This window comes from Streptomyces sp. NPDC053432 (assembly GCF_055585365.1).
This window is the reverse complement of the sequence record NZ_JBVJKF010000006.1, coordinates 22,351-34,502: the sequence shown is the minus strand read 5'-3', so window position 1 is coordinate 34,502 and position 12,152 is coordinate 22,351. Positions and strand designations below refer to the sequence as shown.

Sequence of the window (12,152 nt, the reverse complement as noted above, 5' to 3'; positions counted from 1 at the left end):
TCCTGCGCCCCCCGTGCACGTGTGTGGGAGGTCATTCCAGCAGATACGAGGGCCGTCCGGGAGAGCTTTCGTTCTCCAGGTGTACGGCGCACCGTCACGAAGTGATCTCCGTCCGGTACCCCGGGGGCGCTGTCCTTGGGGCGCCCCCCGACACCCCCCTCACCCGCAGAGGACGTCACTCCATGACCGAAATCAATCGGCGCAGGTTCCTGCAGATAGCCGGTGGAACCGCCGCCGTCGCGATGCTCAACGACAGCATCGCCCGCGCGGCCGCCATCTCGGCGCAGGGCACCACGGGCACGATCCAGGACATCGAGCACATCGTCGTCCTCATGCAGGAGAACCGGTCCTTCGACCAGTACTTCGGGACCATGAAGGGTGTCCGCGGCTTCGGCGACCCCCGTCCGGTCCTCCAGGACAACGGCAAGTCCGTCTTCTACCAGTCCAACGGGACGAAGGACATCCTCCCCTTCAACCCGCAGGTCGACGACCTCGGCATGCAGTTCGTCGAGGGCCTCAACCACGACTGGGCCGGCGGCCACGCCGCCTACAACAACGGCAAGTACGACAAGTGGGTCCCGGCCAAGACGGCCACGACGATGTCGTACATGACCAGGGGCAACATCCCCTTCCACTACGCGCTCGCCGACGCCTTCACGGTGTGCGACGCCTACCACTGCTCCTTCATCGGCGCCACGGACCCCAACCGCTACTACATGTGGTCGGGTTACACGGGCAACGACGGCGTGGGCGGCGGCCCGGTCCTCGGCAACCAGGAGGCCGGCTACGGCTGGAAGACCTACCCGGAGCGCCTGGAGGCGGCCGGGGTGTCCTGGAAGGTCTACCAGGACATCGGCGACGGGCTGAACGCGGCCGGTTCCTGGGGCTGGATCAGCGACGCCTTCCGCGGCAACTACGGCGACAACTCGCTGCTGTACTTCAACAACTACCGCAACGCCCAGCCGGGCAGCGCCCTGTACGAGAAGGCCCGTACGGGCACCAACGTCAAGGCGGGCGACGGCTACTTCGACCGCCTGCGCGCGGACGTCGCGGCCGGAACCCTCCCGCAGGTCTCCTGGATCGCCGCCCCGGAGGCCTTCAGCGAGCACCCGAACTGGCCCGTGAACTTCGGCGCCTGGTACATCTCGCAGGTCCTCGACGCGCTCACCTCGAACCCGGCGGTCTGGGCGAAGACGGCGCTGTTCATCACCTACGACGAGAACGACGGCTTCTTCGACCACGTCGTCCCGCCGTACCCGCCGGCCTCCTCGGCGTGGGGCCTGTCCACGGCGAGCGTCACCGGCGACCTCTACAACGGGGGCGGCGGCTACGCGGCCGGCCCGTACGGTCTCGGCCCGCGCGTCCCCATGATCGTGGTCTCCCCGTGGAGCAAGGGCGGTTACGTCTGCTCCGAGACCTTCGACCACACCTCGGTGATCCGCTTCATGGAGAAGCGCTTCGGCGTGCAGGAGCCCAACATCTCGCCGTGGCGCCGCGCCGTCTGCGGTGACCTGACCTCGGCCTTCGACTTCACGCGGGCGGACGCGACCCCCGCGTCGCTCCCGTCGACGGACGCCTACCTCCCGCCGGACCACAACGCGCACCCGTCCTACCACCCGGTCCCGCCGGCCACCGGCACGCTGCCGAAGCAGGAGGCCGGGTCCAAGCCGACCCGCGCGCTGGGCTACAGCCCGTACGTGGACGGCCGGGCCACCACCTCCACCGGCAAGTTCACCCTGACCTTCTCCTCCGGCCCGGCCCTCGGCGCCCACTTCCACAGCACCTCGGGCAACCGTACGGACGGCCCCTGGCCCTACACGGTCGAGGCGGGCAAGACCCTCTCCGACACCTGGTCCACGAGCAGCTCGACCGGCAACCAGATCAACCTCACGGTCTGGGGCCCCAACGGCTTCCTGCGCACCTGGAAGGGCCCGGCGAAGAAGGCCGGCCCCGAGGTCACGGCCCGCCACGACGGGGCCACCGGGAACCTGAAGCTGACCCTGACCAACTCCGGTTCGGCGGCGGTCAACCTGACGGTGACCAACTCCTACAACGGCGCGGCCCAGACCCTGCGGGTCGCGGCGGGCGGCACCGCCGCGTACACGGCGGACCTGGGCGCGACGGGCCGCTGGTACGACGTCACGGTCGTCTCGGACGCGGACGCCACGTTCCTGCGCCGCTTCGCGGGCCATGTGGAGACGGGCGCCCCGGGCGTCTCCGACCCGGCGATCAAGACCGTCTGACCCGGTCCTCCGCCGCACGCAGCAGCCGCCGCTCCAGGACCGGGAGGTCCCCGGGGCGGTGGCCGCGCGCGTGCCGGAGCAGCAGGTCACGGGCCGTGTCGGGGACCCGGCGGCGCTTGGGGTGGCGGGTGGTGAACTCCTCACTCGCGAAGAACCGCACCGCGCCCTCCAGGCCCGCCCGGTCCGTCTCCCGCACGGCCCAGGCCAGTTCCTCGGTCGGCCTTCCGGCCAGCAGTCGCGCGGGTGCCCGCTCGGCGAGCAGCCACGCGGCGTCGCGGGGCTCCTCCCGTACGGCGCCCAGCCAGCTGAACGCGACCCCCAGCGGCACCCCGCGCGGCAGCTGAGGCTCCTCCGCGCCCCCGGCCAGGGCTTCGGCGTACTCCCGCAGCCCGTCGGGCGCGGCCGCCGCCCACCGGGCGCGGTGCCGGGCGGGGATGCCCTCGGGGGAGAGCGGGTCGAGCAGGAGATCCGACTCGGGGGTGGGGTGCAGGTTCCCGTCGTCCCCGCAGGAACAGGTGAAGGTCGCCAGTGCGGCCGGGTCGGCGCGTTCCAGGCCGAGCCTCCGCACGGCCAGCACCTCGGCGATCTCGGCGGGGTCGCTGACCGTGTAGCTCCGCGGATGGTGCGGGTGGCGCGCCCCGTCGTCCCGCGAGTAGTCCCCCATGACCAGCGGCTCGGCGCCCGATGTCGGATTCACGGTGTGATGGTAGGCGCGCGGGGCAGAACGTACGGCGGTAACAGTCCCCGCCTCCGTCACCGAGGGAGAACGCATGGCCATCGCCCACCGCAGGATCGGTACCGGACCCGTACGTGTCATCGTGCTGCACGACTGGTTCGGGACGTCCGCGAACTGGGGCTCCGTACTGGACTACCTCGACCCGGAGGAGTTCTCGTACGCCTTCCTCGACTACCGGGGCTACGGCGAGCGCCGGGACGTGTCCGGCCGTCACACCCTCGCCGAGATCGCCGACGACGTCCTGGAACTGGCCGACCAGCTCGGCTGGGACACCTTCTCCCTCCTCGGCCACTCCATGGGCGGCAAGGCGATCCAGCAGGTCCTCGTCCGCGCCCCCCAGCGGGTGGAGAAGCTGATCGGGCTCACGCCCGTGCCGGCCGCCCCGTACGAGATGGACGACACGACCCACGCCCTCTTCTACGGCGCCGCCGAGGACCCGGCCAAGCGCCGGACCATCCTCGACCTGGTCACCGGCAACCGCGCGAGCCGCCACTGGCTCGACGGCATGGTCGAGCACTCCCTCAGCGTCTCCCGCCCCGAGGCCTTCGCCGGGTACCTCGCGAGCTGGCAGCCGCTCGACCTGTCCTCCGCGGTGAAGGGCAACACCGTCCCGGTGCTGGTCCTGGTCGGGCAGTACGACCTCGCGCTCACCGCCGACGTGATGCGCGCCACATGGCAGGCCTGGTACCCGAACTGCCGGATCGTCACGATTCCGGGCGCCGGACACTATCCGCCGCACGAGACGCCGGTGGCCTTCGCCACGGAGGTCGAGGCCTTCCTGAGGGCGTGATGCCGGCGGGTTGTGGGCGGCGTGTGGGCGATCTGTCGGTGACCGCCGCGAGGGTGGTGCCACGAGCCCGTCCGGGCCCCGCGGCCCCCAGTTCATGTCCCGCTTCCGGGCCCTGCGCGAGCACGGGCAGCGGCTGGAGGACGGACGACCCTCGACGCTGGTGCGCGAGTTCTCCTTGGAGCTCGCCGCTGCTGAGCCTGATTCAGACGCAGGCGCAGAAAAGCCCGTGAGGGGTACGAGGAAGACCTCGTACCCCTCACGGGACTGCAGGGTGAGTGACGGGACTCGAACCCGCGGCCACCTGGACCACAACCAGGTGCTCTACCAACTGAGCTACACCCACCACGAAGGGCGGCGGACCACCCCTTCGACGTGCACGCACAGCATAGCCGATCGGCGGGGTGGCCCTGCGACCCGTTATTCCGCCGGGGCGGCGGCCGGGCGGGCGGTGGTGGCGTGGGTCACAGCGGCCACCGCGAGGGCCCGGACGATCGGGTGCGGCACCGTCCCGTCGCCGTGCAGCTCCGGCTGGAACAGGGTCGCCAGGAAGAAGGGGTGGCCGGGCAGCTCCGCGATGCGCACCTGCCCGTCCTCGTCGTGCCCCGACAGGCGCAGCCCGTGGGCGGCCAGGGTGGGCAGGTGGCGGGGCTCGGGGCCGTAGTTGCAGTGGTAGCGCTCCATGGACCGCTCCGCGCCCAGCGCGGACTCGGCGAGCGAGCCGGGCTCGGCGCGGACGAGGCCCTGGTGGCCGACGAGCGAGCAGGCGAGCGGCGTGATCAGCGGGTCCGCCGCCCCTGGGTCGTTCTCGGCGTGCGCGGCGTCGGCCAGGCCGCACACCGAGCGGGCGTACTCCAGCAGGGTGTGCTGGAAGCCGCCGCAGGTCCCGAGGAAGGGGATGCCCTCCTCCCGGGCCACCCGGATCGCGGCCAGCACCCCGGACTCGCTGGCGTACGGACTGCCGGGCAGCACCCACACCGCGTCGAACCGGGCCAGCGCCCCGGAGGCGGCCTCGGCCGCCGCGTCGCCGGTGGGGATCCAGTAGGCGTCGAGCACGAGTCCTTCGCGCGCGGCGAGGGCGTCGAGGAGGAGGGGGATGCGGACGTGTGACTTCACGTGCGGAGAGCGGTCGCCGACGAGGGCGATCCGCGCGGTCTGTGCGGTGGTCATGCGGATCATCCTCCGCCGACACCCCACTTCACCGCCAACGATGGTTCCTGCACGCTCGATAAGCCCCACTGATGAGCGGGCCGTTCGGCCTGTCCGGGCGGAGCCCCGAGTCTTCCAGCCCCCGCCGGCGCCTGAGGCGCGGGGCCTTGGGCGGAGCCGCGGCCCTCGCAGCCCGTCCGGCGTTTGAGGCGCGGGTCCGGGCGGAGTGTCGGCCTCCCAGCCCGTCCGGCGTTTGAGGACCGGGTCCGGGCGGAGCCCGGTTTCGGGAAGGGGCGGGGTGGGGGACGGCTCCGCGCAGCGGCCCTCCCGTACGGGCCGGGCCGGGGTGCCGCTGCGCGGGGCTGGTCCCCTACCCGCCCTTCCACCGTTCCCCGGGCTCCGCCCGGACCCGTTCCTGGGGCTCCGCCCCGGACCCCGCGCCTCAAACGCCGGCGAGGCTGGAGCGGACCCCGGGCCTCAGGCGCCGGCGAGGCCGGAGCGCCCGGACCCCGCCTCAGGCGTCGGCGAGGCCGGAGGGGGGCGGGCGCCGTGTACACCGGGGCGGGGGTGTGCAGGGGCGGGGGTGTGCAGGGTGGGCGCCCCGCAGGGGAGGGGCATGCTGGGGCGATGGATCCGCATCTGCTCCGTACCTTCGTCGCCGTCGTCCGGCTGGGCTCCTTCTCCGCCGCCGCCCGGGAACTGGGCTACACCCAGTCCGCCGTCTCCCAGCACATCGCCGGGCTGGAAGCCGACCTGCGGACCGAACTGCTCACCCGCCGGCCCGTCGCGCCGACCCCGGCGGGGACGCGGCTCCTGGAGCACGCCACCCCGCTCCTGCTGCGGCTCGACGCCGCGCGGGCCGACGTGCTGCGGCTGGCCGCCGCCCCGCCCGGCCGGGTCACCCTCGCCGTGTCCCCCCTCGCCGTCGGACCCGCGCTGCTCACGGCGCTGCCCGCCACCGGGGTCACGCTGCGGATCCTGCCCCCGGCCGAGGTGCCCGCCGCCGTCGCCACCGGCGGCTGCGACCTGGGACTCGTCGACGGCCCCGCCGCGCCGAGCGACCCGCTGCGGCTGCCCGACGCGGCCCCGCTCACCGTGACGGGCGTGGGCGAGGAGGAGGTCGCCGTGCTGCTGCCCGCCGGACACCCCCTCGCCGGGCGGGCCGCCCTGCGGCTCGACGACCTCGTCGACGCGCGCTGGCTCGACGCCCCCGGCCTGTGCACCCCGCCGCTCGCCCCCGCCCGCTCGGCCTCCCTGCGCTACGACGGCACCGACCTGCACGGGCTCTGCGCCCTCGCCGCCGCCGGCCACGGCCTCGTGCTGCTGCCCCGCCGCGTCGCCGAGGGCGCCGGTGCGGGGGTCGCCGTACCCCTGTCCGCACCCCGCCTGGTGCACCGTACGGAGCTCCTCTCGCCCGGCAGCCCGACCGGCGCGGCCGCTGCGCTCGCCGCGCGCCTCACGGCAGGATCGCCCGTATGACTCGTGACGCCACATCCCACGACGCGGCACCCTTCACGGCCGAGGACTACGCCGCCCGGATGGCCTCCGCCGCACAGTCCGCCGCCGACGCGGGACTCGCCGGGCTGCTCATCGCCCCCGGGCCCGACCTCGCCCACCTCACCGGATACCGCCCCACCGCCGAGACCGAGCGCCTGACCCTCCTCGTCCTGGCCGCCGGACAGGACCCCGTCCTCGTGGTGCCCGCCCTGGAGGCCCCCGACGCCGCCAAGGCCGCCGGCGCCCCCGCGCTGACCCTGCGGGACTGGGCCGACGGGAAGGACCCGTACGCCGTGACCGCCCCGCTGCTCGACGTCGCCGGCCGCTTCGGCGTCAGCGACAACACCTGGGCCCTGCATCTCCTCGGACTCCAGCGGGAGTTGCCCGCCACCTCCTACGTGCCGCTCACCGACTCCCTGCCGATGCTCCGCGCGGTGAAGGACGAACGGGAACTGGAGTGCCTGGCGGCCGCGGCACGAGCCGCCGACGCCGCCTACGAGCAGATCCTGCACGTCCCCTTCGCGGGCCGCCGCGAGAGCGACCTCGCCGAGGACCTGGCCGCCCTGCTGCGCGCCCACGGGCACTCCCAGGTCGACTTCACCGTCGTCGGGTCGGGGCCCAACGGAGCCGACCCGCACCACGAGGCCGGCGAACGGGTCATCCGGCGGGGGGACATGGTCGTCCTCGACTTCGGCGGCCTGCGCAACGGCTACGGCTCCGACATCTCCCGCACCGTGCACGTGGGCGAGCCGACCCCCGAGGAGCAGCGCGTGCACGACATCGTCCGCGAGGCCCAGCAGGCCGGCTTCGCGGCGGTCCGCCCGGGCGTCTCCTGCCAGGAGGTGGACCGGGCGGCCCGCGCCGTGATCACCGAATTCGGCTACGGGGACCGCTTCATCCACCGCACCGGCCACGGCATCGGCGTCACCACCCACGAGCCCCCGTACATGGTCGAGGGCGAGGAGCAGCCGCTCGTCCCCGGCATGTGCTTCTCCGTGGAGCCGGGCGTCTACCTGCCCGGCCGGTTCGGCGTCCGCATCGAAGACATCGTGACCGTCACCCAGGACGGCGGGCGCCGCCTCAACGACGCCCCGCGCGAGCTCGCGATCGTCGAGTAGCGGTCACGGTCCCAGTACGACGGCCGATTCGCCCGGTACGTGGATCCGCCCGTCCGCACCCGGGTGGTCGACGGGCTCCCAGGCGGCCAGCACCCGGACCCCGTTGCGGCCGAGCGCGATCGTCACCGGCTCCGGGGACAGGTTCACCGTGACCCGGACGTCCCCGCGCCGGAAGGTGAGCCAGCGCCGCTCCTCGTCGTACGCGACCCGGACCGAGGCCAGGTCCGGGTCGCGCAGGTCCGGATGGGTGCGGCGGAGCGCGACGAGGGTGCGGTACCAGGCCAGCAGGCGGGCGTGCGCGGCCCGCCCGGGTTCCGCCCAGTCCAGGCAGGAGCGGTCCCGGGTGGCCGGGTCCTGCGGGTCCGGGATCTGCTCCGCCTTCCAGCCGTGCGCCGCGAACTCCCGGCGGCGGCCCGCCCGCACGGCCTCGGCGAGCTCCGGATCGGGGTGGTCGGTGAAGTACTGCCAGGGCGTCCCGGCCCCCCACTCCTCGCCCATGAACAGCATCGGCACGAACGGCCCGGTCAGGGCCACCGTCGCGGCGCACGCCAGCAGGCCGGGGGAGAGGGAGGCGGAAAGCCGGTCGCCGAGTGCCCGGTTGCCGATCTGGTCGTGGGTCTGGGTGTATCCGAGGAACCGGTGCGCCGGGGTCCGGCGCCGCTCCACCGGGCGCCCGTGGGTGCGGCCCCGGAAGGACGACCAGGTGCCGTCGTGGAAGAAGACCCGGGTCATGGTCTTGGCGAGCGCGGCGAGCGGGGCCCCCGCGAAATCGCCGTAGTAGGCCTGGGACTCACCGGTCAGCGCGCAGTGCAGGGCGTGGTGGAAGTCGTCGTTCCACTGGGCGTGCAGCCCGAGCCCCCCGTCGGCGCGCGGGGTGACCGTACGCGGGTCGCACCGGTCCGACTCGGCGATCAGGAACAGCGGCCGCCCGCTGTCCGCCGCCAACGCGTCGACGGCCGCGCCGAGTTCCTCCAGGAAGGTCAGCGCCCGGTCGTCGGCGAGCGCGTGCACCGCGTCCAGCCGCAGCCCGTCGATCCCGTAGTCCCGCAGCCAGGCCAGCGCACTGCCCAGGAGGTACGCGCGGACCTCGTCCGAACCGGGCGCGTCCAGGTTCACGGCCGCGCCCCAGGGCGTGTGGTGCGTGTCGGTGAAGTACGGGCCGAAGGCGGGGAGATGGTTGCCGGAGGGGCCGAGGTGGTTGTGGACCACGTCCAGCACCACGCCCAGCCCGGCCGCGTGCGCGGCCTCCGTGAACCGGACCAGCCCGGCGGGGCCGCCGTAGGGCTCGTGCACCGACCAGGGCGCGACCCCGTCGTACCCCCAGCCGTGCCGGCCGGGGAAGGAACACACCGGCATCAGCTCCACGTGCGTCACGCCGAGGGCGGTGAGGTGGCCGAGGCGGGCGGCGGCCGCGTCGAAGGTGCCCTCGGGGGTGAACGTGCCTACGTGGAGCTCGTACAGGACGGCGTCCTGGAGCGGGGTGCGGGACGGCGGGGCCGGCGCCGGGGAGGCGAGGGCCGCGAAGTCGACGACGGCCGACAGCCCGTCGGGGCCGTCCGGCAGCCGCCTGCCACGGGGGTCGGGCCGCGGTGCCGGGTCGGCGTCCAGCAGGAACCCGTACCGGCTGCCGTCGCCGGCGGGTGCCTCCACCGCCCACCAGCCGTCACGGTCCGGATCGCGCGTCATGTCGTACGTCGTGTCGTCGAGTCGCAAGGCGACACGACCTGCCAGTGGTGCCCACACCTCGAACTGCACGGACGGGTCCCCTCGTCTCCGGCGGTGTCCAGCATGCGTATCGTGCCCATCATTCCGGGCGTGGCGGGGGAGTTCTGGACACTCCGCCCCCGACGGGCCGACAATCACCCTGTGACGTCGAGTTTCGAGTTCCCCGCCTACCCCGTGCCGCGGCTGTCCGACGCCGAGCGTGACCGGGCGCTGGGGCAGCTCCGGGAGGGCGCGGCCCTCGGGAAGCTGTCCCACGACACGTTCCTGCGCCGGATGGAACTCGCCCTGGTCGCACGCCGCTCCGAGGACCTCGCCGTCCTCACCGCCGACCTCCAGACCAGGACGGGCACGGAAAGCGGCTGGACCCGTCGGCTGTTCGGCTGGGTCGGCCGGGTGTCCGCCGTGAGCGTGGGCGTCCGCCGTGCCTGGGCCGCGGAGAAGCTCCCCAAACTGCTGCTCCCGCATCCCAGCTCGATGCCCCTGCGGATCGGCCGTGACCCGGGCAACGGGCTGCGGCTCAGCCACGAGACGGTGTCCCGGGTGCACGCCGAACTCGCCATGCAGGGCGGGGTGTGGGTGGTCCGGGACCTCGGCTCCACCAACGGGACCACGGTCAACGGACTCCGGGTCACGGGCACCGCGGTGGTCCGCGACGGTGACCAGATCAGCTTCGGGAAGATGGCCTTCCGCCTCTCGGCGGGCTAGCGCGGCGGCCGCTGCGACACGGCCATGTTCTTCCCCCGCGACCGCGTCGGCCACCTGCTCCTGACCAACGGCTGCCCCTGAGGCAGCATGGGCGCCATGGAACCGGAACACGCCCCCGTCATCCGCCGGGCACGCCCCGACGACCTGCCGCGCCTGGTCGAGCTGATCCACGAGCACGTCGCCTACGAGAAGTCCGCGCCGCGCCCGCCGGGGCTGGGCGAGCGGCTCGGCCCGCAGCTGTTCGCCGACGGTGCCCGGCTGTGGGTGCTGCTGGCCGAGACGCCCGGCGGCGAGGTCGCCGGATACGCCGCCTGTTCGGCCGAGTTCGCCTTCTGGGACGGCCGCCACTACCTCCACATGGACTGCCTCTACCTCGCCGAGGAGGCCCGGGGGCACGGTCTCGGAGCCGCCCTGATGGACGCCGTACGGGACCTGGCCCGCGAGCTCGGCCTCGGCCACGTCGAATGGCAGACCCCCGAGTGGAACGAGGGCGCCATCCGCTTCTACGACCGGCTCGGCGCCACCGGCCGGCCCAAGCGCCGGTACGCGCTGCCGACGGACCCCGCCGGAGCCTGAGCACGGGCTACCGTCCGGCCGCGACGAGGCGCTCGTACGCCGCCAGGACCGTACGGGACTGGTGCTCCACCTGGGTGGCCACCGGGACCCAGCGGGCCCCGAAGCGGGCCGAGAACTCCTCGCACCACCCCGTGACCAGCCGGTCCAGCCCCGGCGCCGCCGGACGGCCCTGCGCGCGGAGCACCCTCAGCAGCATCGCGGCCGCGCGCAGCGACAGGCGCCGCCCGAACGCGTCGATGCTGGCGATGTACGCGGCCGTCGCCTCGGCGGGCGCGCCCGCGCCGGTCCACTCGGCGGCGATCCGGGGGATCAGCGCGAGCGTCCAGTCCACGGCGCGCAGCAGCGCCCGGGCCGTCGGGTCGGACCCGGCGGCGGCCCCCTCGCGCGCCCGGGTCACGGGCGCGGCGTCCGCGGTGAGCCGGCCGGCCAGCAGGCGCAGGGCGCCGCGCGGGTCGGGGTGCGGGGCGGGATCGTCCACCAGGTCCGAGGCCCACATGGGGACTTCGACGATGGCGGTGGTGCCCGCGTACCGGTGCGCGTGGTACCAGGTGCTGAGCCGGGTGTCCTCCGGGTGGAAGGCCCCGGCGGCCTCGCTGCCCGGCTCCGGGATCACGAAGATCCCCGGCCCGGGCGAGGGCCAGCCGGCGGCGTCCGAGGCCCCGTTCTCCACCGGGATGCGCAGTTCGGCGGCCGATTTGCCGAAGGGCTCGGCGAGACCGGGGATGTCCCGGGTGAGCTGCACCCAGGTGCCTCCGAGGTCCGTCGCGTGCAGGGAGACCTGCAGGACGGGGCGGAGTTCGTCGATCAGGGCGGTCAGGGCGAGGGTCTCGGGCGGCAGCCGGTCCGGCGCCAGTAAAGACGGCGCCCACTCGGGCTGTTCCGGCCCGGGGGGCCGGTAGAAGCTGCGGTGGTAGTCGAGGAGCGAGTAGGGGCGGGGCGTGCGGTGCAGGGCGGCCCCGTCGGGGTCGGCGCAGAGCAGGAAGTGCCAGCCGCAGCCGGCCCGGGGCGCGGACTCGCGGAGCAGCCGCCGCGCCAGGGCCAGCGAGGTGGCCCCGCCAACGGGCTCGTTGGCGTGCGCTCCGGCGACGACGAGCACGTTGCGGGCGGTGCGGGGCCGTGTGGGCGCGAGGGACAGCACCCACAGGGGCTGCCCGCCCCGGGAGGTTCCGATCCGGCGGAGCCGGGCGTCGGCGGGGTGCTCGTCGGCCAGGGCCCGGGCGGTCAGGGTGAGTTCGTGCGGTGTGGGGTAGCGCGTGTCACGAAGGAGGGTCACAAGTGATGCCATGCCCGCCGGGGCGGCCGGCTACTGCTCCGCGGGCCCCGAACTTCCCCGGGTGAAACCCCTGGCCAAGGCCGTGCCCCGGCGGGGTGCCCCCGCATGGCATCGAACGCTGCTGCCGGCTCTCTCACCGTGCTCTCCCTCCGAGCCGCGCCCCCGGGCGAGCCCGATCCAGCCCCGCCGGCATTCGAGGCGCGGGGCCAGATATAGCCCCGCCGGCGTTTGAGGCGCGGGGTCTGGGGCGGAGCCCCAGGGAACGGTGGAAGGGCGGGTAGGGGACCAGCCCCGCGCAGCGGCACCCCGGCCCGGCCGGCGCGCATCGGCACCCCGGCCCGGC

The 12,152-nt window shown here is 74.3% G+C and carries 10 protein-coding genes and 1 tRNA gene; 6 read left to right on the top strand and 5 right to left on the bottom strand.

Annotation, left to right across the window (positions count from 1 at the left end; all coding sequences use genetic code 11):
- Nucleotides 1-182: 182 nt before the first annotated feature.
- Nucleotides 183-2,243 carry a phosphocholine-specific phospholipase C gene (locus tag ACZ6Y1_RS12425; RefSeq protein ID WP_469626738.1) on the top strand — a complete coding sequence of 687 codons (2,061 nt, stop codon included), beginning with the start codon at nt 183-185 and terminating at the stop codon, nt 2,241-2,243.
- On the opposite strand, the gene ACZ6Y1_RS12420 is transcribed toward ACZ6Y1_RS12425, so the two are convergent.
- On the bottom strand, nt 2,230-2,940 hold the full coding sequence (locus tag ACZ6Y1_RS12420; RefSeq protein ID WP_469626735.1) for a hypothetical protein: 711 nt from the start codon (nt 2,938-2,940) through the stop codon (nt 2,230-2,232). The genes ACZ6Y1_RS12425 and ACZ6Y1_RS12420 overlap by 14 nt on opposite strands.
- Before the next feature lie 73 nt (nt 2,941-3,013).
- Between ACZ6Y1_RS12420 and ACZ6Y1_RS12415 the strand changes: the two genes are divergently transcribed.
- Nucleotides 3,014-3,769, top strand: a complete 756-nt coding sequence (locus tag ACZ6Y1_RS12415) for an alpha/beta fold hydrolase (RefSeq protein WP_469626732.1) — start codon at nt 3,014-3,016, stop codon at nt 3,767-3,769.
- 270 nt (nt 3,770-4,039) lie between these two features.
- Here the strand turns inward: ACZ6Y1_RS12415 and ACZ6Y1_RS12410 are convergent.
- A tRNA-His gene (locus tag ACZ6Y1_RS12410) sits at nt 4,040-4,112 on the bottom strand.
- 74 nt (nt 4,113-4,186) lie between these two features.
- Nucleotides 4,187-4,936 (bottom strand): CTP synthase C-terminal region-related (seleno)protein, encoded by a 750-nt coding sequence (locus tag ACZ6Y1_RS12405; RefSeq protein ID WP_469626729.1) that lies wholly within the window; start codon nt 4,934-4,936, stop codon nt 4,187-4,189.
- 606 nt (nt 4,937-5,542) lie between these two features.
- On the opposite strand from ACZ6Y1_RS12405, the gene ACZ6Y1_RS12400 reads away from it, so the two are divergent.
- Together ACZ6Y1_RS12400 and ACZ6Y1_RS12395 are read left to right on the top strand one after the other, a co-directional pair.
- On the top strand, nt 5,543-6,394 hold the full coding sequence (locus tag ACZ6Y1_RS12400) for a LysR family transcriptional regulator (RefSeq protein ID WP_469626726.1): 852 nt from the start codon (nt 5,543-5,545) through the stop codon (nt 6,392-6,394).
- The gene (locus ACZ6Y1_RS12395; protein WP_469626723.1) at nt 6,391-7,530 is read left to right on the top strand and encodes a M24 family metallopeptidase; all 1,140 of its coding nucleotides are present in this window, start codon (nt 6,391-6,393) and stop codon (nt 7,528-7,530) included. The genes ACZ6Y1_RS12400 and ACZ6Y1_RS12395 overlap by 4 nt, the downstream gene beginning before the upstream one ends.
- A gap of 3 nt (nt 7,531-7,533) precedes the next feature.
- On the opposite strand, the gene treZ is transcribed toward ACZ6Y1_RS12395, so the two are convergent.
- Nucleotides 7,534-9,285, bottom strand: coding sequence for a malto-oligosyltrehalose trehalohydrolase (gene treZ, locus ACZ6Y1_RS12390; protein WP_469626720.1), 1,752 nt, complete (start codon nt 9,283-9,285; stop codon nt 7,534-7,536).
- Nucleotides 9,286-9,396: 111 nt separating this feature from the next.
- Between treZ and ACZ6Y1_RS12385 the strand changes: the two genes are divergently transcribed.
- Nucleotides 9,397-9,960 carry an FHA domain-containing protein gene (locus tag ACZ6Y1_RS12385; RefSeq protein ID WP_469626717.1) on the top strand — a complete coding sequence of 188 codons (564 nt, stop codon included), beginning with the start codon at nt 9,397-9,399 and terminating at the stop codon, nt 9,958-9,960.
- Between the two features lie 96 nt (nt 9,961-10,056).
- The gene (locus tag ACZ6Y1_RS12380) at nt 10,057-10,536 is read left to right on the top strand and encodes a GNAT family N-acetyltransferase (protein WP_469626714.1); all 480 of its coding nucleotides are present in this window, start codon (nt 10,057-10,059) and stop codon (nt 10,534-10,536) included.
- Between the two features lie 7 nt (nt 10,537-10,543).
- Here ACZ6Y1_RS12380 and ACZ6Y1_RS12375 read toward each other — a convergent pair whose 3' ends face one another.
- Nucleotides 10,544-11,809, bottom strand: a complete 1,266-nt coding sequence (locus ACZ6Y1_RS12375) for a M14 family zinc carboxypeptidase (protein ID WP_469626711.1) — start codon at nt 11,807-11,809, stop codon at nt 10,544-10,546.
- Nucleotides 11,810-12,152: the final 343 nt, after the last annotated feature.

Bases quoted from the DNA above. Each gene is read 5' to 3' on its own strand.
- ACZ6Y1_RS12380 (WP_469626714.1), top strand. From the start codon at position 10,057: ATGGAACCGGAACACGCCCCCGTCATCCGCCGGGCACGCCCCGACGAC.
- ACZ6Y1_RS12395 (WP_469626723.1), top strand. From the start codon at position 6,391: ATGACTCGTGACGCCACATCCCACGACGCGGCACCCTTCACGGCCGAG.
- ACZ6Y1_RS12425 (WP_469626738.1), top strand. From the start codon at position 183: ATGACCGAAATCAATCGGCGCAGGTTCCTGCAGATAGCCGGTGGAACC.
- ACZ6Y1_RS12415 (WP_469626732.1), top strand. From the start codon at position 3,014: ATGGCCATCGCCCACCGCAGGATCGGTACCGGACCCGTACGTGTCATC.
- ACZ6Y1_RS12405 (WP_469626729.1), bottom strand. From the start codon at position 4,936: ATGACCACCGCACAGACCGCGCGGATCGCCCTCGTCGGCGACCGCTCT.
- ACZ6Y1_RS12400 (WP_469626726.1), top strand. From the start codon at position 5,543: ATGGATCCGCATCTGCTCCGTACCTTCGTCGCCGTCGTCCGGCTGGGC.